The organism is Mesorhizobium sp. M0991 (genome assembly GCF_040318915.1).
Taxonomy (GTDB): domain Bacteria; phylum Pseudomonadota; class Alphaproteobacteria; order Rhizobiales; family Rhizobiaceae; genus Mesorhizobium.
In genome coordinates this window covers 28,047-47,854 of the sequence record NZ_JAMYNE010000030.1, presented here as the reverse complement: position 1 = coordinate 47,854, position 19,808 = coordinate 28,047, and the positions used below count along the sequence as shown (strand labels likewise).

The window sequence follows — 19,808 nt, the reverse complement described above, 5'->3', positions numbered from 1 at the left end:
TGCATGAGCATGTTCAGCCGAATTTTGACGGGCGGATTAACCGCGGTCGTTCTCGCTTCTATGGTGGCGCTTGCTGCTGCGCAGGAATTGGCGCCGCCTGCACCGGACGCGTCCGTGGCGCCTGCAGCACCCGCAGTATCCGAGCGCATCACCAATCCCGTCGCTGAATTCGCCGGCATCGACAAGATCACCGGCCGTATCATCACCTTCGATGTCTATATCGACGAGACGGTGCAGTTCGGCGCTTTGCAGGTGACGCCGCGCATCTGCTATTCGCGGCCGGAGAACGAAGAGCCGAAGACGGATTCGTTCGTCGAGGTCGACGAGATCACGCTCGACCGGAAAATACGCCGTATCTTCACCGGCTGGATGTTCGCCGAAAGCCCCGGGATCAACGCCGTCGAGCATGCCGTCTATGATATCTGGCTGAAGGGCTGCAAGCAGAAGTCCGACGTGCCGGCACCCACTGCCCCCAAAACCAACTAGAATCTGTCAGCGCGGCGGCGGATACCGCGCCTTGCGGAACCGCCGTGTTGCCCGAGCGTTGGTGCCTCTCTACGGTGGAGGTTGCCATGATGATGGCCAACAAGAACGAACTTCTCGATATCGAAAGGGGATTCTGGAGCGGCGGTGCCGACTATTTCAAGGCCAACGCCGATACCGAATGCCTGGTGGCCTTCCCGCAGATGGCGCGGGTGATGAGCAATACCGATCTGGCCGCAACTGCGACGGACCCGAACCGCTGGCGCGATCTCGACATCGACCTCAAAGGCATCATCGAGCCTGGCAGCGACATCGTCATGCTGACCTACGAGGCGCGTGCGACGCGGCAAGATGGCGAAGCCTATGCGGCGCTGGTCAGCACCGGCTATGTCCACCGCGTCAATGGCTGGAAAATGATGTTCCACGCACAGACGCCGCTGGTGACGGCATCAAAAGGCTGACCGGCCGCTGGAGCAATTCCAGGAAAAGTGTGAACGGTTTCCGTCCGGAATTGCGTTTCTGTGAAACGATGAACCATTCCAGGTTATGGAAAAAACACGGCCTCGCCCTTCAGCGCCCCGGCCAGCATCTTCTCGTACTTGCCGCGCGGCACGTCGATTGCGCCGAAGCGTTTGAGATGCTCGGTGGTGAACTGCGTATCGAGCAGCGCAAAGCCGCGCGCCTTCAGGCGTTCGACGAGGTGAACCAGGCAGGCCTTTGACGCGTCGGTCTCCCTGGCGAACATGCTCTCGCCGAAGAACACGCGGCCGAGCGATACGCCGTAGAGGCCGCCGACCATCCGGTCGTCGTGCCAGGCCTCGACCGAATGGCAATGGCCCATCCGATGCAGCTCGATATAGGCTTCGCGGATCGGTGCGTTGATCCAGGTCGACCGCCGTTCCTCGCGCCTTTCGGCGCAGGCCTCGATCGTCGCCTCGAAGTCGAAATCGATGCGGAACTCGAACAGGTTCTTGCGGATCGTCTTTCTCAGGCTTTTCGGTATGTGGAACCCGTCGAGCGGAATGATGCCGCGCGTCTCCGGCCGCACCCAGAACACTTCGGGGTCATTGGCGCTTTCGGCCATCGGGAAGACGCCGGAGGCATAGGCTTTGAGCAAAAGGTCGGTCGGGATGCGATAACCGGGTGCGTAGGGACGGGTCATCGCTTCGCCCTGTATCACTCGCCTTCGGCCAGGTATTTTTCCAGCCAGTGGATGTCGTAGTCGCCATTGGCGATGTCGGCGTTGCCGACGAGGTCGCGAAACAGCGGCAGCGTCGTCTTGATGCCGTCGACGACGAACTCGTCGAGCGCGCGCCGCAGTCGCATCATGCATTCGACGCGGTTGCGGCCATGCACGATCAGCTTGCCGATCAGGCTGTCGTAGTAGGGCGGGATCTTGTAGCCGGAATAGACGCCGGAATCGACGCGGATGCCGAGGCCGCCCGGCGTGTGGAAATGGGTAATGGTGCCCGGCGACGGGGTGAAGGTGCGCGGATCCTCTGCATTGATGCGGCATTCGATGGCATGGCCATGGAAGCGGATATCTTCCTGGCGCACCGAAAGCCCGCCGCCCGAGGCGACGCGGATCTGCTCGTGCACGAGGTCGATGCCGGTAATCGCCTCGGTCACCGGATGTTCGACCTGCAGGCGCGTGTTCATTTCGATGAAATAGAACTCGCCGTCCTCATAGAGGAATTCGATGGTGCCGGCGCCGGAATAGCCGAGATGGGCGATCGCCCTGGCGCAGACGCCGCCAATATGCGCGCGCTCCTCCGCATTGAGCGCCGGCGAGGGCGCTTCTTCCCAGACCTTCTGGTGACGGCGCTGCAGCGAGCAGTCGCGCTCGCCGAAATGCACGCCGCGCCCGGCGCCGTCGCCGAACACCTGCACTTCGATATGGCGCGGCTTCTGCAGATATTTCTCGATATAGACGGCGTCGTCGCCGAAGGCCGCACCCGCCTCCGAGCGTGCCGTCTGCAGCGCCACCTCGAGGTCGGCCTCGCTACGCGCCACTTTCATGCCGCGCCCGCCGCCGCCGGCCGACGCCTTGATGATCACGGGGTAGCCGATCGCGGCGGCAATGCGCTTGGCTTCCTTGTCCTCGGTGACCGCGCCGTCGGAGCCGGGCACCACGGGAATGCCGAGGCGTTTTGCGGTGCGCTTGGCCTCGATCTTGTCACCCATGATGCGGATATGGTCGCCCGTCGGGCCGATGAAGGTGATGTTGTGCGCGGCGAGGATGTCGGCGAACTTGGCGTTCTCCGACAGAAAACCGTAGCCGGGATGCACCGCGTCGGCGCCGGTGATCTCGCAGGCGGCGACGATCTGGTGGATGTTGAGATAGCTGTCGCGCGACGGCGGCGGGCCGATGCAGACGCTCTCGTCGGCGAGACGCACATGCATGGCGTCGGCGTCGGCGGTCGAATGCACCACCACCGTCTGGATGCCCAGCTCCTTACAGGCGCGCAGCACCCTGAGGGCGATTTCGCCGCGATTGGCGATGAGGATTTTCTGGAACATCTTTCGCCTGTTCCCGGCTCTACTCGATCACGACGAGCGGCATGCCATATTCGACCGGCTGCGCATCTTCAAACAGGATCGCCGTCACCGTGCCGGCGCGCGGCGAGGGGATCTGGTTCATCGTCTTCATTGCTTCGATGATCAGCAGCGTCTGGCCTTCCTTGACCTTCTGGCCGATTTCGATGAACGGCCTGGCGTCGGGCGACGGTGCCAGATAGGCGGTGCCGACCATTGGCGAGGCGACGGCGTTCTTCGACACATCGGGCGTCGCCGGGGCGGCCGCTGCCGCGGGCTGCGCGGCTGCCGGCGCATAGGCCGGCTGGGCTGCGGCGACCGCATGGACGGCCGGCGCCTGCCGCGAGACGCGCACCTTCAGATCGCCCAGCTCGACCTCGATCTCGGTCAGGTTGGTGTCGTTCAGTATGCCCGCCAGATCGCGGATCAGCTGCTGGTCAACACCGTTCTTCTTTATCGACATTTTCGAGCCTTCTGTTTGTTGGCCGGTCATAGGCGTGCAGCCAGCGCCTGCAGCGCCAGCGTGTAGCCGAGCGGCCCGAACCCGCAGATCATGCCGACGGCGACCGGCGCGACCATGGAAACGTGGCGGAATGGTTCCCGCGCGTGGATGTTGGAAAGATGCACCTCAGCGACCGGCAGCGGCGCGACAGCGCGGATGGCATCGTGAATGGCGATCGACGTATGGCCGTAGGCGCCCGGATTGATGACGATTGCGGCGGCCTTGTCGGCGGCCTCCTGGATCCAGTCGACGAGGTCGCCCTCATGGTTCGACTGGCGGAAATCGATCTCCAGCCCAAGTGCGGCACCCGCCTGCTTGCAGTCGTCGGCGATCGCGGCAAGCGTCTTGCCGCCATAGATGCCCGGCTCGCGCTTGCCGAGCGCGTTGAGATTGGGGCCGTTCAGGACGAAAACCGTTTTCAAAAAATGCCGACCTTTCCCGGCGCGGCTAAGCCGGCGCGCCGGACCCTCTATAATGGGCATAGACGCTGGCGAAAAGAGCGCAAGTGCGTTCTTTCGCCGTCCACAACAGCCGGAAAACGGCCCGTGCCGGAAACCCGCAGCCTAATCGAAACCCGAACGCTAATCAGAGCGCGGCCTTCGCCGCCTCGATCTTTTCGGCCAGCACTTCCTGGCCAAGCGCGCCGAACACCACCTCGTTGCCGACGACATAGGACGGCGTTCCGGTGATGGCGAGCTTGGTGGCGAGGTCATAGGTCTTGGAGAAGGCCTCGGTGATGCTCGGGTCTTTCATCTTTTCGCGCAGCGCCGCCTCGTCGGCGCCGAGCGACAGCGCCACCTTGATTGCCGCCGCCTCGGTGGCGCGCCCCTGGCCGCCGAGCAGCGCATTGTGGAATTCGCCGTATTTCTCCGGCTTCATCAAATGGAAGGCCATCGAGACGACGCTCGCCTTCTGCGAATCCGGGCCGAGGATCGGGAACTCCTTGAGCATGAAACGCAGGTCCGGATCGGCCTTGGTCAGCGCGCGCATGTCGTCGATGGCGCGTTTGCAGTAGCCGCAATTGTAATCGTAGAACTCGACGATGGTGACCTTGCCGTTCGGATTGCCGACAACGCCGTCGAATGAGGAATTGAAGATCTGGTCCTTGGCGTCTTTGATGACGCCGAGACTGGCGACGCGCTGTTCTTCCTTCTGCTTGGCCTCGAGTGCCTGCTGGGCCTCCAGAAGCACTTCCGGGTTCTTCAGCAGATAGTCGCGGACGATGCCTTCGACTTCGGCACGGTCGAGCTTGGTACCCGAGGACGCCGTCTGGGCAAGCTGTGCCGTGCCGGCCTTCGCCGTCTGCGGATTTCCGGCGACGAAGCCGAAAGCCAGCATGGCGAGAGCCGCTGCCACTCCGGTAGTGCCCAGCAGAATTGCCTTGGTCATGATCCTCGATCCTCTTGCCTGTGTTCGGGTCCGCTCGGTTTGGCTGCGTCGCAGCGTGCGTCCGAAAAGGTTCACTTCTTCTTACCTGATGGTGCGTAGTTTATAATGTCCTGCGCGCGAAGCCAGCCCGGCTCGCCCCGCTTCATGCTCTGCTGCGCCCGCATGGCGAAGATTTTCGCATTCTTGTAGTCGCCGGAATAGAAATGCCCTTCGGCGGTTGCAAGCTCGGCGGCCGGGATGTTGCCGAGTTCCCCGTAGGCCTGTGCCAGATAACGGTATCCGGCGGCGTTTTCGCGGTCCCGCCCGAGGCCGGTGTTGATCTGCGCCACCGCCTTCTTCAGCGAATCCGCCGTGCCGATGGCCATCAGCGCCTGGCCGTAAGAGACCGGCAGCAGCCCGGATCGCGCCGGATCGAGACTGACCGACTTGGCATAGGCGTCCGCCGCATCCTTCGGCCGGTTCGCCTTCATCAGGATGTCGCCGCGTAATTCCTGGAAATAGGGATTTTTCGGCTGTTCCTTGATCAGCGCGTTGGTTTTGGTGAGCGCCGAGGCCAGATTGCCGAAAAGATAGGTCATCTGCGCGTCGCCATAGCGTGAGGCGAGGCTGCCGGGGTTCTTGCGCATCAATCGCGACGCCGCGGCCTGGCCTTGCATATAGGCGGCGATCTTGATGCGCATCATATCGTGGCGCTGCTGCAGTGCAGGGGGGTCGACCTTGTCGACGTAAGGGCTCTGCTTCACCAACACTTCGAGATTGGCGATACGCTCCTGCGGCATCGGATGGCTGATCCTGTAGGGATCGACTTGGGCGCCCGAGAGCGACAATGCGTTCTGGAAACGGCTGAACGTCTTCAGCATGCCCATGCCGGACTGGCCGGTAGCATTGAGATAAGCGATTGCCGAGCGGTCGGCGGTCATCTCTTCGGTGCGCTGATAGGCGAGGATACTGCGTTGCGCCATCTCGCCGCCGCCGGCCATCACGCCCATGCCGGCGCCGGCGAGGCCGCGGCTGTTGCTGGTGGCGCCGGCCACCATGGCGCCGGCGCCCAACAGCGTCGCCAGGATCGCCATCGTCTTGGCGCGCTCGAGCTGTTCGCGCAATTTCTGCTGGTGCCCGCCGGCGATATGGCCGGCCTCGTGGGCGATGACGCCGATGATCTCGTTGGGCGTTTCGGCCGTCATCAGCGCGCCGGTATTGATGAACATGCGGCGGCCGGCAACAAAGGCGTTGAAGCTCTGGTCATTGACCAGCACGATGTTGATGGCGTCGCCCGACAAGCCCGCCGCCTTGAAGATCGGCCGCGCGTAATCGCGTACCAGCGCCTCGATCTCGGCATCGCGCACCACCGGCACATTCTGCGCAAACGCATTGACCGAGCCGGCCATGGCGACCACCGCGGCAAGCGAAAGCGTCGCGAAGGCGCGCGCTGTCCTGGCGATCGTCGATTTGGGTCGGCTCAACATGGCAGGTCCACTGGTAGACGAGTGGGCGAAGGATGAAAAGTCGGCAGCTTAAACTTACCGAACTTGTGATCCCCACACCAATCGGGCATTTGTGCGGCGCAGCCAGCATGGCGGCACGTGCGGACAAGTGTGGTGGATTGAAAAATGGTTGTTTCGCTTTCGCGCCGCGGCGCGGTCGAACCGTTCCATGCCATGGACATCCTGGCCGAGGCGAATCGGCTGAAGGCCAAGGGCCTGCCGGTCGTTTCCATGGCCGTCGGCCAGCCTTCCGATCCGGCGCCGGCCGGCGTTCGCGAAGCGGCGACGATCGCCTTGAAAGCAGGCCGCATCGGCTATACCGACGCGCTGGGCCTCACCGGCCTCCGCAAGGCGATCGCGGCCCATTATGGCGAGCATTACGGGCTTGACGTTTCGCCCGAGCGGATAGCCGTCACCACCGGATCGTCGGCTGCCTTCAACCTCGCTTTCCTGGCAATGTTCGATCCAGGCGACCGCGTCGCCATCGCGGCGCCCGGCTATCCTGCCTATCGCAACATCATGGCCGCGCTCGGCATCGACATCGCCGAGATCGAGTTGGACGGCGCCGCCTATCTCCATGCCGAGCACCTGCAAGCCGCGCATCGCGAAAAACCGCTGAAGGGCGTGCTGTTCGCCAGCCCGGCCAACCCGACCGGCGCGGTCATTCCCGCCGGCGATCTCGAGGCGCTGGTCAAGACGGCGCAAGAGCTCGGCATCGCCGTCATCTCGGACGAAATCTACCACCGGCTGGCCTATGCGGCGCCCGACACGACCGCGCTTTCTTTCGGCGCGGATGTGACGGTGATCAATTCCTTCTCGAAATATTATTGCATGACCGGCTGGCGCATCGGCTGGATGGTGCTGCCGCAGGAATTGGTGCGGCCGGTCGAGCGCATCGCCCAGAGCCTCTACATCTCGCCGCCCGAGCTGTCCCAGATTGCCGCGATCGAGGCATTCAAGGCGACGCCAGAACTGGAAGCGGTGAAGGCGCGCTATGCCTGGAACCGCGAGATCCTGATGCAACGCCTGCCGGAGCTCGGCTTTGCTTTGGCCGCGCCCATGGACGGCGCCTTCTACGCTTTCTGCGACGTCACCAGGCATACCAATGACAGCATGGCGTTTGCGCGCAGGATGTTGGCCGAGGCGCATGTGGCGGCGACGCCGGGCCGCGATTTCGATCCGCTGCAAGGCCATCGCACGATGCGCTTTTCCTATGCCGGCAGCCACGACGATATGGTCGAGGCGATGGCGCGCATCGAACGCTGGCTGAAGTAGCGGGGGCGACCATGCCGGAGTTTGATCAGGCGCCCCAACTCGAACATGCGTTGCGCGAGGTCGCCGCCGAAATGGCGGAGCGTACCGATCGCGGCGACGTCGCCAGCTATATTCCCCAGCTCGGCAAGATCGACCCGAAAAAATTCGGCATTTCCGCGGTGACCAATGACGGCCGCGTGCTGACCGCGGGCGATGCCGACGAGGCGTTTTCGATCCAGAGTATCTCAAAGGTGTTCACGCTGACGCTGGCGCTTGGCAATGTCGGCGATGCGCTATGGCAGCGGGTTGGGCGCGAGCCGTCGGGCAATCCGTTCAACTCGATCGTCCAGCTCGAGCACGAGAACGGCATTCCGCGCAATCCGTTCATCAATGCCGGCGCCATCGTCGTCTCCGACATCCTGCTCGCCGGCCATCAGCCGCGCGAGGCGATCGGCGAGATCCTGCGCTTCGTCCAGTTCCTGGCCGATGACGACACGATCATCATCGACCGCGAGGTCGCGGCGTCCGAACGCGCCACCGGCTTTCGCAATTTCGCGCTTGCCAATTACATGAAATCGTTCGGCAATCTCCACCATGCGCCGGAACTGGCGCTGGGCGTTTACTTCCACCATTGCGCTATCGCCATGAGCTGCCGGCAACTGGCCCTGGCCGGCCGCTTCCTCGCCAATGGCGGCAACAACCCGGCGACCGGGCATTCCGTCGTCTCGGCCGAGCGCGCCCGCCGCATCGGCGCGATGATGCTGACCTGCGGCCACTATGACGGCTCCGGCGACTTCGCTTTCCGCGTCGGCATTCCCGGCAAGAGCGGCGTTGGCGGCGGCATATTGGGGATCGTGCCGGGCATCGCCTCGCTTGCCGTCTGGTCGCCTGGCCTCAATGCCAACGGCAATTCCAGGCTGGGCTCGATCGCGCTGGAAAAACTGGCGAAGATAATGAACTGGTCGATCTTCGCACCATAGTGTTGTCGCCTGGAATTGGGGCAAAAAAATCCCGCGCAGCCGATCGGCCACGCGGGACTTTTTTAATCAGAAAGTCTGGCTAATGCACGGAAAGGCTTAGAAAAAGCCCTTCCGCTGCCACCAGCCGGCACGCTTCGGCTTGTCCTCGGCCTTTGCTTCCTCGGTCTTTGCCTCGTCGGGGACGATCGAGGAGACGACCGGCACGACCGGAGCATCCACCGGTACGGGCTTGCGCCGCGACGGCCGGACCTTCGGCGTTTCCTCGGCAGCCGCCACTTCGGTCTCCTGCGACACCGGCGCGGGGGTCTCGCCGGAAGCCACGGAGGCGGCCTCGGCAGCCGATGTCTCGGCGCCCGCAATCTCGGCAACTGCTTCCGCCGCAACCTTCTTCGGCTTGGCGGCGCGGCGCGGCTTCTTCGGCTTTTCGGCGCTCGGCATGTCGTCGTTCGCCGGAGCAAGCACCGCAAGCTCTTCGGCCGGCGGCGCACCTTCCGGCTCGCCGGTCACGGGCTCTGCTTCCGACACGGCATCTTCCGTCATGGCGGCTGGCTCGCCGGCGCCGGCTTCGACGCCGTCCTCGCCGTCTTCACGGCGATTGCGTTTGCCGCCGCGCTTGCCGCGCCGGCGCTTCTTGCCGTGACCGTCGTCCGCCGCTTCCGCCGTTTCGGCAACACCGGCCGGCGCTTCACGGTCCGCTTCGGCGGCTTGGTCGCCCGCGGCTACGAAGGCGTCGTCTGCCGGCGCCGAAACGGAAGCACCTTCCACAGCAGCGCCATGCTCGCGGTCCCCATGTTCGCGGTCCCCGTGCTCGCGTTCCCCGTGTTCACGATCCTTGCCGCCGCGCCGTCTGCGGCGCTTGCGGCGCTTGCGATCGCGGCCTTCGCCGTCCTCGCCGGACCTTGGCTGCTGCGGCTGCTGGACAGGACGTGGCTGCTCGGCCTGCACCGGTGCCTCGTCTTCCTGCTCGATGACGATCTCGTCCTCGGGTTCTTCCGGCTCGACATAGGCCGGGAACGTGCGCGCCTCGACAAAGCCTTCAGGCTTTTCGGCCAACGCACCGCGGAAGATGGCATAGTGTTGTGCACCGACCGCGTCATCGGCTTCGATGGTGATGGTCACGCCGAAGCGGTGCTCGAATTCCACCAGCGTGCCGCGCTTGTGATTGAGCACATAGAGCGCGGTCGCTGCCGGCGTCCGCACCGTGATGTGGCTGCGCGAATCCTTGAGCAGGAATTCCTCGATTGCCCGCACCACCATCAGCGCAACCGACGAATCGGAGCGCACATGGCCGGTGCCGCCGCAATGCGGGCAAGGCTTCATCGTCGATTCCAGCACGCTGGCACGGATGCGCTGGCGCGACATCTCCATCAGGCCGAAATGCGAGATGCGGCCGACCTGAATGCGGGCGCGGTCGTTCTTGAGGTGATCCTTCAGCCGCTTCTCGACGGAGCGGTTGTTGCGGTTCTCCTCCATGTCGATGAAGTCGATGACGATGAGGCCGGCGAGATCGCGCAGCCTTAATTGCCGGGCGACTTCCTCGGCGGCTTCCAGATTGGTGTGAAGTGCGGTGTCCTCGATCGAGTGCTCCTTGGTGGAACGGCCCGAATTGACGTCGATGGCGACCAGCGCTTCCGTCTGGTTGATGATGATGTAGCCGCCGCTCTTCAGCGTCACCTGCGGCTGCAGCATGCGGTCGAGCTGCGCTTCGATGCCGTTGCGCACAAAGATCGGCGTCGTGTCGCGGAACGGCTGAACCACCTTGGCGTGGCTCGGCATCAGCATGCGCATGAAGTCCTTGGCCTCGCGGTAGCCTTCTTCGCCGGAAACCAGGATCTCGTCGATATCCTTGTTGTAAAGGTCGCGCACCGAGCGCTTGATCAGGCTGCCTTCCTCGTAAACCAGGGCAGGGGCCGTGGATTGCAGCGTCAGATTGCGGACGTTTTCCCAAAGCCGCATCAAATATTCGTAATCGCGCTTGATCTCTGCCTTGGTGCGGCTTTCGCCGGCCGTACGCAGGATGACACCCATGCCCTGCGGCACTTCGAGATCGGCGACCACTTCCTTCAGCCGCTTGCGGTCCTGCGCATTGGTGATCTTGCGCGAAATACCGCCGCCGCGTGCCGTATTCGGCATCAGCACCGAATAGCGGCCGGCCAGCGACAGATAAGTGGTCAGCGCTGCACCCTTGTTGCCGCGCTCTTCCTTGACGACCTGCACCAGCAGGATCTGCCGGCGCTTGATCACTTCCTGGATCTTGTACTGGCGGCGCACCGGCTTGCGCCGGTTGCGCACTTCTTCCAGCGCGTCTTCGGCGCCGACCGATTCGACCTCGTGATCGTCCGGATGCGAGGATTGCACCTCTTCCAGCATGCCGCGATCATTGTCTTCGGAGGTTGCTTCGCCGCTTGTCTCGGCCCCGCTTGTCTCGGCCCCGCTTGTCTCGACTTGCGGGACGGCTTCCGAGATTACGTCGGCATCGACGCTGGCAGCGATGGAACTGGATCCGCCTTCGGATGGCTCGGTCTCGCCGCGATCGGCGACCTCATCGCTCTGTCCGGCGGCATCCTCGCTCTGTCCGGCAATGTCGGACATGGTGTCGTCGGCAGCGGCATCCAGGTTTTCTGCGACGGCATCTTCGCCGTTCTCGCCATTCTCACCGTCGGCCGCGCCTGCCTCGCGCCTGTGCTCGCCGCGGTCGCGGCTCTTGCCGCCACGCCGGCGTCCGCGCTTGCCACGGTCGCGGCTCTGGCGGTCCTCGCCTTCGGCGGCTTCCTCGTCCTCTTCGTCCTGGGCCTCCTGTGCTTCCGCACGCAGCAGCGCCTGACGGTCGGCGACCGGAATCTGGTAGTAGTCGGGGTGTATTTCACTGAAGGCGAGGAAACCGTGACGGTTGCCGCCATATTCGACGAAGGCTGCCTGAAGGGAAGGTTCGACGCGCGTTACGCGGGCGAGATAGATATTTCCTTTGAGCTGCTTCTTGTCCTGGGATTCAAAGTCGAATTCTTCAATACGGTTACCGCGAACGACGACAACGCGTGTTTCCTCCGGGTGGGAGGCGTCTATCAGCATTTTGTTGGGCATTATTTCGTTTCCTCCCGGCAGCCGTCGGCCGCGGCTTGCGGGGCAATGCCCGCTGCCGTGGACCCGGGACATGGGTGCCGGACAATTGAACGTCCGCCGGCCGCTGCCTGAGCGCCATGGCGGTGCCGCCCGCAGCCGTAGTGGCGCGGTTTGTTGCGGACCTTTCCATGATTGCGCTTGAAGCCATCGTCACCAGCAGAACCTTTTGAACCAAAGCCCGGGAAAAACCGGACCAGCTTGTTTGCTCATACAGAGCCGGCACGGGACAATCCCGGCCGTTTTGCTCACGCAGGCGATTCCCCCGCCACGGGAGCACGCCTGCGAAAATCGTCGCGATCACCGATGCCTTCTTCGCCTGAAGCGAAAGGAGCCGTCTTGCGTCTGACCTGTAGCAGTAAGCTGCGGAGGAGGACGGTTCCAGGATTGCAGTGATCCACCATCGCTTTTATGATTTGGCGGGTTGGAAGGCAACCCCGATTCCCGATGCCGGCAAAAAGCCGTTCCGCAGCGGAAGCACAGGTCCCAAGCCTTCCATGAAGGCTTGGTTAACCTTCTCTGGATACCAATCGTTAATCGAGTTCGCGGCCTGCCAGAACTTTGACAAGCAATAAGGCGCTTCGACAAGCGATCGCATGACGCCAAAAAGGGAGCGACTGGTAGAAAGATGGGACTGGCAGGCTTCGCAGACAAGGGCCGTCATAATGGAGGCCGGTTCTTCCGCACCGCCTGCCTGCTGCCGCTGATCCTGGCTTGCCTGCTCCTTTCGCCGCTTTCGCGTGCTGCCGACGCACCGCTCGGTGCCACAAGCTACAAGATGGCCGGCGATGCCACCAAGATGCGTATCGTCATCAATTTCGACCGCGAGCCCGACATCAAATGGTTCCTGCTGCGCGGCCCAAATCGTCTGGTCGTCGATCTGCCGGCCACGAGATTCGCCCTCAATGCCAAGGATGTGAAGCCGCGCGGGCTTGTCCGCGCCGTGCGTTACGGTGGACTCGGCGAGGGGAAATCGCGGCTGATTCTCACCGGCAAGGGACCGTTCGCCGTCAACAATCTCGACGTGCTCAAGAACGATGACGGCAACGGCTACCGCATCGCCATCGACATGTCGGCGGCGTCGCAGCGGGAATTCGATGCGGCGCTCGCCAATCAGGCGCTGACCACCGGTTCGACGGTCTCCGCCGACAAGGCCGGCAGGGTCGGTACCGGGCCGGTCTCTAATCCGGGCCATCGATTCACCGTCGTCATCGATCCCGGCCATGGCGGCATCGACGGCGGTGCCGGGGGCCTGAACGGTACGGTCGAAAAGAACGTGACGCTCGCCTTTGCCATGGAACTGCGCGACAAGCTCGCCGCCAGCGGCAAATACGACGTGTTCCTGACGCGTGAGACCGACGTGTTCCTGCGGCTCGACGACCGCGTCCGCATTGCCCGCCAGCATGAGGCCGACCTGCTCATCTCGATCCATGCCGACACGATCAGCCTCAAGGGCATTCGCGGCGCAACCGTCTACACCGTGTCCGACAAGGCTTCCGATCCCGAGGCGCAGGCGCTTGCCGACCGTGAAAATCTTTCCGACCAGTTCGCCGGCATGGAGATCAAGGACGACAGCAAGGAAGTGACCGATATCCTGATCGACCTGATCCGCCGCGAGACGCATAATTTTTCGATGAGCTTTGCCCATACACTCGTCGGCCAGCTTTCCACCAGCGTCGGTCTGATAAACAACCCGCAGCGCTCTGCCGGCTTCAAGGTGCTGAAGGCGCCGGACGTTCCATCCGTGCTGGTCGAACTCGGCTATCTGTCGAACGCCAAGGACGAAGCGCAGTTGCTCAGCGCCGATTGGCGCAACAAGGCGACCCAGAGCATAACCAACGCCGTTGCACTGTTTGCTTCGGCCAAGAGCGGAACGGGGGCCGGAGGCTGAAATGCCCGCCGGCGCCCACAACCTGAAGCAGCGTTGCACGGCGACAACACCCTGTGCTTTTATTTCCGGCATTCGAAACCGAAATTCCACGCTGCCGTATTTTGCCCACATGGTCGCGACATGGGTTTGCGATTACGGTTTGGGATCGTCCCGAAAGCTTGCGTGAAGGGCGGCTTCGTTTAGGAAATTCCCGAACCAAGGACTGGAGCGGGTATGATTCGTCTCATTGGCTATTTCTTCGGCATCGGCACGACGCTGGCCCTTTTGGTCGCGGCGGGCGTGGCGATCTATATCGGCCATTTGTCGAAGGACCTGCCCGATTACGAGGTGCTGGCCAAATATGAGCCGCCGGTGACGACCCGCATCCACGCGTCGGATGGCGCGCTGATGGCCGAATATGCGCGTGAGCGGCGGCTTTATCTGCCGATTCAGGCGATCCCGGATCGTGTCAAGGCGGCCTTCCTGTCGGCCGAGGACAAGAACTTTTACAACCACCCCGGTATCGACGTGACCGGCCTTGGTCGCGCCATTGTCGTCAACCTGCAGAATGTTGGCTCGGGAAAGCGCCAGGTCGGCGCCTCGACGATTACCCAGCAGGTGGCGAAGAACTTCCTGTTGTCTTCAGACCAGACCTACGAGCGCAAGATCAAGGAGATGATCCTCGCCTTCCGCATCGAGCAGGCCTATTCGAAGGATCGCATTCTCGAGCTCTATCTCAACGAGATTTTCTTCGGTTTCGGTGCCTATGGCGTCGCCGGTGCTGCGCTCACCTATTTCGACAAATCGGTGAACGAGCTCACCGTGGCCGAGGCTGCCTATCTTGCCTCTCTGCCGAAGGGGCCGAACAACTATCATCCCTTCAAGCATGCCGATCGCGCCTTGGAGCGCCGCAACTGGGTCATCGACCAGATGGTCGAGAACGCTTACGTCACGCATGAAGAAGGCGAGAAGGCCAAGGCCGAGCCGCTCGGCGTCTCGCCGCGCCGCACCGGCAACTATCTCTTCGCCGGGGAGTATTTCACCGAGGAAGTGCGTCGCCAGATCATCGCGCGCTATGGTGAGAATGCGCTCTACGAGGGCGGCCTTTCCGTCCGCACGACGCTCGATCCGAAGATGCAGCTGATTGCCCGCAAGGCCATGCAGAATGGTCTCATGAAGTTCGACACACTGCGCGGCTATCGCGGGCCGGTCACGAGCATCGACATTTCCGGCGATTGGGGCGTGCCGCTGGGCAACGTCAAGCGGTTGGAAGACGTGCCGGAATGGTCGCTCGCCGTCGTGCTCGACAGCTCGGCCACCGGCCTGTCGATCGGCCTGCAGCCGACGCGCCAGATCTCCGGCGAAATCGTCAAGGACCGTGTCGAAGGCACCGTCAGCCGGGAGGACATGAGCTTCGCCATGCGCCACGTCGTCGACGGTAGAACCGTCAAGGCGAAGTCGCCGGCCGACGTGCTGAAGCCGGGCGACGTGATTTTCGTGCAGAAGAACGACGGCTCGGACAACAGCTACAGCTTGCGCCAGGTTCCCGAAGTGGAGGGCGGCCTGATCGCCATGGACCCGCATACCGGACGCGTCCTGGCCATGGTCGGCGGTTTCTCCTACGCGCAGTCGGAGTTCAACCGGGCGACGCAGGCCATGCGCCAGCCGGGATCGTCGTTCAAGCCGATCGTCTATTCGGCCGCCCTCGACAATGGCTATACGCCCGCCTCCGTGATCATGGACGGGCCGATCACCATCCAGAGCGGCAACACGACCTGGACGCCCAAGAACTACGACGGAACGGTGGCCGGCCCGGCGACGTTGCGCTCCGGCATCGAGAAATCGCGCAACCTGATGACGGTGCGGCTTGCCAACGACATGGGCATGAAGCTGGTCGTGGAATATGCCGAGCGTTTCGGCGTCTACGACCACCTGGCGCCGTATCTGCCGATGGCGCTGGGATCAGGCGAGACGACGGTGATGCGCATGGTGTCGGCCTATTCGATCATGGCCAATGGCGGCAAGTCGATCAAGCCGTCGCTGATCGACCGCATCCAGGACCGCTACGGCAAGACCGTCTTTAGGCAGGACGAACGCGGCTGCTCGAACTGCAACGCTGCAGAATGGCAGAACCAGCCAGAGCCGGAGCTGGTCGACAATTCCGAGCAGGTGCTCGATCCGATGACGGCCTACCAGATCACATCGATGATGGAGGGCGTCGTGCAACGCGGTACCGGCGCCACCATCAACGAACTCGGTCGTCACATCGCCGGCAAGACCGGAACGACCAACGACGAAAAGGATGCCTGGTTCATCGGCTATACGCCGAACCTCGTTGTCGGCCTCTACATGGGCTACGATCAGCCGAAAGGTCTCGGCAAGGGCGCGACCGGCGGCGGCCTTGCCGCGCCGATCTTCAAGGATTTCATGCGCGTGGCGCTGGACGGCACGCCCAATGTCGACTTCAAGGTTCCGGAAGGCATGAAGCTGATTGCGATCAATCGCAAGACCGGCATGCGGGCTAACGCGGGCGACGCCGGAACCATCATCGAAGCCTTCAAGCCGGGTACCGGTCCCGCCGACAGCTATTGGGTGATCGGCATGGGTGCGGACGGCTCGAACGCCACCGGCGGGGCGCTATCGCCGCAGGCCAACCAGGCCATCCAGTCGGGCGGCGGCGGGCTCTACTGACAATCACTACATCGGGTCGGGCCGGCTTGACGATCATGGTCGACCCGGCCCACTCCGCTTTACAGGGGCCGGCGCTTTACAGGAGACCGTGCCGTCCCTATGTATCGCGCCACCAAACCGCCATCCAACAACAGGACAGAACAGCCAGCCATGCGCGCGGAAACGCAAAATATTGTCGACGAGATCAGGCAGGCGATCACCCTGCTGAGGAGGCATCTTTGACTGGGACCAAGCCATAAAGCGGCTTGAGTACCTGAATGTGCGTGCCGAGGATTCAAGCCTCTGGAACGAGCCGTTGGAAGCGCAAAAGCTGATGCGCGAGCGTCAGGGCCTCGAGGAAGGCATTGCCGCGGTCAAAGGCCTCACCCAGGCCCTCGAAGACAATATCGGCCTGATCGAGCTTGGCGAGGAAGAGGGCGACGAGGGCGTCATCGCGGAGGCCGAAGCGGCGATCCGCTCGATGCGCGGCGAGGCCAAGGCGCGCCAGATCGAAACGCTGCTGTCGGGCGAGGCTGACGCCAACGATAGCTATCTGGAAGTCCATGCCGGCGCCGGCGGCACCGAAAGCCAGGACTGGGCCTCGATGCTTCTGCGCATGTATACGCGCTGGGCCGAGCGCCGCCGCTTCAAGGTCGAGGTGCTGGAAGTGCATGACGGCGAAGAAGCCGGCATCAAGTCCGCCACGCTGCTGATCAAGGGCCACAACGCCTATGGCTGGCTGAAGACGGAATCCGGTGTGCATCGTCTCGTGCGGATTTCGCCCTATGACAGCAATGCGCGCCGCCACACCTCCTTCGCCAGCGTCTGGGTCTATCCCGTCATCGACGATACGATCGACATCGACGTTTCCGAATCCGACGTCCGTATCGACACTTACCGTTCTTCGGGATCGGGCGGCCAGCACGTCAACACCACCGATTCGGCGGTGCGCATAACCCATCTCGCCACCGGCATCGCGGTCGCCTGCCAGGCGGAGCGCTCCCAGCACAAGAACAAGGCCAAGGCTTGGGAAATGCTGCGCTCGCGGCTTTACGAGGAAGAGCTGAAGAAGCGCGAAGCGGTGGCGAACGCCACGGAAGCGTCGAAGAGCGATATCGGCTGGGGCCACCAGATACGGTCCTACGTGCTGCAGCCCTATCAGCTGGTGAAAGATCTGCGCACCGGTGTCGAGAGCACCAGCCCGTCGAGCGTGCTCGACGGCGACCTCGACGATTTCATGGAAGCCTCGCTGTCGCAGCGGATCGAGGGTGGCGCCGGTGAAACGGTGGCCGATATCGACTGAGGCTGCCGGGAATGTGAGTTCATCACGCGAGAGTTACGGCCATCGCGCGAGAGTGACGAGCTCTCAATTTGCACTTACCTGTCGTTCTACAACTTTGTTTTTCGTAGAGTTTTTCAAAATCGAATTCCGCTTTTGACGTGGATGCCTCGGGCCTGCCGGTGCCAAGCCTGGAACCAGCGCGAGCCAAATCCCGTTATTGGCGATCCCGCTGCCGGGGTTGACCAAATTTCGTCAATCAGGGCGGCAGGTTGGTTCCGACTGCAGAGGTCGGCGTTCGGTTGCAACAGCAATTCCTTGCGCCAACCAACGAATCAGCTCAGCATTCATGCGCTGGGGAGGAAAAAGCATTTATGGCCGGACGCGGCGTATCTGCGACCTGACGATCCGGCCACTGGGAAGACACGTTCCGGGAACGGGCAAGCGAAATGCTTGACAACCGTTGATAGGAACTGCGCTCATGCCTGCTCTCGCACCCAGACCGGCCCCAATCGCCCGCACGGCGCGCCGACTCCTGAATTCACTTGTCGCGGCAGTGGTTTTGATAGCTGCCGCCATTCCATTCGCGGCGCCTGCTCTGGCGCATGATGCCACGCCGACCGCGGCCATGCCTCAAGGCTGGAGCTACCCGTTCTCCTGCTGCTCGGGCTATGATTGCCGCGAGGTCTCTCAGACGTCGATCAGCGAACGTCCCGAGGGCTATGTCATCAAAGGAACCGGGGAAGTCGTGGCCTATAGCGACAAGCGGATCAAGAATTCGCCCGACGGCGAATATCATTGGTGCTCCGTCGCCGGCGCCAATGACGGAAAGACCATCTGCCTGTTCGTGCCACCTTCGTCCTATTAGTGCATGTCACCCAAAGTTTTGCCCACGGCTTGACCCCAGGGAGTGCAGCGGTTTTGGATTGACGCGCTCCATCGCAGGCCCACAGGTCTGCTGACGGGGAGTTGTCAGGAGCGTTACTTTATGGTGCCTTGCCGTAGGGGCGGCGGGCATTATGAGGGACTGGTTCATGACCATCAAGGCAAGCTGCCACTGCAAGGCGACGACGTTCGAGGTTTCGCAAGCGCCGCAGACAGTGACCCGGTGCACCTGTTCCTTCTGTTCGAAACGCGGGTCGTTGTGGGCCTATTACACCCCATCGCAATTCAGACTCACCAGCCCGCCGGAGAATGTTTCGTTCTACCAGTGGGGATCGAAAACCATAAAACATGGTTTTTGCGCCACCTGCGGCTGCGGCACCTTCACCGAGACGCCGGACTGGTCGACGGGCGAGCCGAATTTCGACAATCCGAAAATCAGCGTGAACTCGCGGCTGTTCGACGATTTCGATCTCGACAAGGTCGAAGTGGTGGTCATCGACGGCAAGAATCTCTGGTAGCCGGGTCGAATTGCGGTGGTCGCGCGAGCCGCTGCAGGCGTGTGGAATTGAGCCGGGGAAAGCCGCGGCAGCGGCTTTTGCTGGTCCGCTTTTCGCCGCATTTCATGTTACAAGTCGCTGGAAGGGCTGATGCGGTGCGCCGTTGCGCGGCCGTGGAATGGAGAGGGACCACCAAATGAAAAAGATTGTGCTCGCCGTCGTGGCGACGGCTGTGCTCGTGAGCGCATGCACCACCGATCCCTACACCGGGGAGCAGAAGGTTTCCAACACCGCTGCCGGCGCCGGTCTCGGTGCTTTGGCGGGTGCCGGGCTCGGTATGCTTGCCGGCGGCAACGACCGCCGCAACGCGCTGATCGGCGCGGGCATCGGTGCGCTTGCCGGTGGTGCCATCGGCGCCACCATGGACCAGAACGAGGCCGAACTGCGCCGGCAGCTTCAGGGCACCGGCGTCAGCGTTACGCGCACCGGCGACCAGATCATCCTCAACATGCCGTCCGACATAACCTTCAACGTCGACCAGGATGCGGTGAAGGCCGGTTTCTATCCGGTGCTGAATTCAGTGGCCCTTGTGCTGAAAAAATTCCGCCAGACCACGGTCGACGTGTTCGGCCACACCGACTCGACCGGCAGCGACGAGCACAATTTCGACCTGTCGCAGCGCCGCGCTTTGGCGGTCGCCAACTACCTGTCCGGACAGGGCGTCGATTCCCGCCGCTTCGCCGTCACCGGCTTCGGCAAGACGCGTCCGATCGTCTCCAATGCGACCGCTGCCGGCCGGGCACAGAACCGCCGCGTCGAGATCCAGCTGTCGCCGCTCACCTGAGGCAAGCGCATGAACCGGG

At 62.8% G+C, this 19,808-nt stretch carries 17 protein-coding genes; 10 read left to right on the top strand and 7 right to left on the bottom strand.

Annotated features, from left to right (window positions below; all coding sequences use genetic code 11):
• Positions 1-3: 3 nt before the first annotated feature.
• Both NKH70_RS29285 and NKH70_RS29280 read left to right on the top strand, forming a co-directional pair.
• Positions 4-486, top strand: a complete 483-nt coding sequence (locus NKH70_RS29285) for a DUF2155 domain-containing protein (protein ID WP_352467340.1) — start codon at positions 4-6, stop codon at positions 484-486.
• Between the two features lie 89 nt (positions 487-575).
• A complete protein-coding gene (locus NKH70_RS29280; RefSeq protein WP_352467351.1) occupies positions 576-944 on the top strand; it encodes a hypothetical protein in 369 nt (122 codons plus the stop codon).
• 83 nt (positions 945-1,027) lie between these two features.
• Here the strand turns inward: NKH70_RS29280 and aat are convergent, their stop codons facing one another.
• The 6 genes from aat to NKH70_RS29250 form a co-directional block, all read right to left on the bottom strand.
• Positions 1,028-1,645 carry a leucyl/phenylalanyl-tRNA--protein transferase gene (gene aat, locus NKH70_RS29275; protein ID WP_352720763.1) on the bottom strand — a complete coding sequence of 206 codons (618 nt, stop codon included), beginning with the start codon at positions 1,643-1,645 and terminating at the stop codon, positions 1,028-1,030.
• 14 nt (positions 1,646-1,659) lie between these two features.
• Complete coding sequence (gene accC / locus NKH70_RS29270) at positions 1,660-3,003, bottom strand: acetyl-CoA carboxylase biotin carboxylase subunit (RefSeq protein ID WP_353026753.1); 1,344 nt, start codon at positions 3,001-3,003, stop codon at positions 1,660-1,662.
• A 19-nt stretch (positions 3,004-3,022) separates the two neighbouring features.
• Positions 3,023-3,481: an acetyl-CoA carboxylase biotin carboxyl carrier protein gene (gene accB / locus NKH70_RS29265; protein WP_292662508.1), complete on the bottom strand. Its 459-nt coding sequence runs from the start codon at positions 3,479-3,481 to the stop codon at positions 3,023-3,025.
• 26 nt (positions 3,482-3,507) lie between these two features.
• On the bottom strand, positions 3,508-3,942 hold the full coding sequence (gene aroQ / locus NKH70_RS29260; RefSeq protein ID WP_031211260.1) for a type II 3-dehydroquinate dehydratase: 435 nt from the start codon (positions 3,940-3,942) through the stop codon (positions 3,508-3,510).
• A 163-nt stretch (positions 3,943-4,105) separates the two neighbouring features.
• Positions 4,106-4,909 carry a DsbA family protein gene (locus NKH70_RS29255; protein WP_352915897.1) on the bottom strand — a complete coding sequence of 268 codons (804 nt, stop codon included), beginning with the start codon at positions 4,907-4,909 and terminating at the stop codon, positions 4,106-4,108.
• Between the two features lie 71 nt (positions 4,910-4,980).
• Positions 4,981-6,375, bottom strand: a complete 1,395-nt coding sequence (locus NKH70_RS29250) for a M48 family metalloprotease (protein ID WP_352720765.1) — start codon at positions 6,373-6,375, stop codon at positions 4,981-4,983.
• A 144-nt stretch (positions 6,376-6,519) separates the two neighbouring features.
• Here NKH70_RS29250 and NKH70_RS29245 point away from each other — a divergent pair, with 144 nt between their 5' ends.
• A complete protein-coding gene (locus NKH70_RS29245) occupies positions 6,520-7,668 on the top strand; it encodes a pyridoxal phosphate-dependent aminotransferase (protein ID WP_352720766.1) in 1,149 nt (382 codons plus the stop codon).
• An 11-nt stretch (positions 7,669-7,679) separates the two neighbouring features.
• The gene (locus tag NKH70_RS29240; protein ID WP_352720767.1) at positions 7,680-8,627 is read left to right on the top strand and encodes a glutaminase; all 948 of its coding nucleotides are present in this window, start codon (positions 7,680-7,682) and stop codon (positions 8,625-8,627) included.
• A gap of 96 nt (positions 8,628-8,723) precedes the next feature.
• Here the strand turns inward: NKH70_RS29240 and NKH70_RS29235 are convergent, their stop codons facing one another.
• A complete protein-coding gene (locus NKH70_RS29235; RefSeq protein ID WP_352979165.1) occupies positions 8,724-11,708 on the bottom strand; it encodes an Rne/Rng family ribonuclease in 2,985 nt (994 codons plus the stop codon).
• Between the two features lie 664 nt (positions 11,709-12,372).
• On the opposite strand from NKH70_RS29235, the gene NKH70_RS29230 reads away from it, so the two are divergent.
• The 6 genes from NKH70_RS29230 (at position 12,373) to NKH70_RS29205 (ending at position 19,789) form a co-directional block, all read left to right on the top strand.
• Positions 12,373-13,635, top strand: coding sequence for an N-acetylmuramoyl-L-alanine amidase (locus NKH70_RS29230; protein ID WP_352720770.1), 1,263 nt, complete (start codon positions 12,373-12,375; stop codon positions 13,633-13,635).
• Between the two features lie 213 nt (positions 13,636-13,848).
• Positions 13,849-16,305, top strand: coding sequence for a penicillin-binding protein 1A (locus NKH70_RS29225; protein WP_352720772.1), 2,457 nt, complete (start codon positions 13,849-13,851; stop codon positions 16,303-16,305).
• Positions 16,306-16,455: 150 nt separating this feature from the next.
• Positions 16,456-17,587 (top strand): peptide chain release factor 2 gene (gene prfB / locus NKH70_RS29220; protein WP_352451084.1). Its coding sequence is split into 2 segments (ribosomal slippage): positions 16,456-16,521 and positions 16,523-17,587, totalling 1,131 coding nucleotides; the frame shifts between segments, so codons are not numbered across the junction.
• 457 nt (positions 17,588-18,044) lie between these two features.
• Positions 18,045-18,431: a hypothetical protein gene (locus tag NKH70_RS29215; protein WP_352468780.1), complete on the top strand. Its 387-nt coding sequence runs from the start codon at positions 18,045-18,047 to the stop codon at positions 18,429-18,431.
• Between the two features lie 166 nt (positions 18,432-18,597).
• A complete protein-coding gene (locus NKH70_RS29210; RefSeq protein WP_023679923.1) occupies positions 18,598-18,966 on the top strand; it encodes a GFA family protein in 369 nt (122 codons plus the stop codon).
• Positions 18,967-19,141: 175 nt separating this feature from the next.
• A complete protein-coding gene (locus tag NKH70_RS29205) occupies positions 19,142-19,789 on the top strand; it encodes a YiaD family glycine zipper/OmpA-like lipoprotein (protein ID WP_352720774.1) in 648 nt (215 codons plus the stop codon).
• The last annotated feature ends 19 nt before the right edge of the window (positions 19,790-19,808 follow it).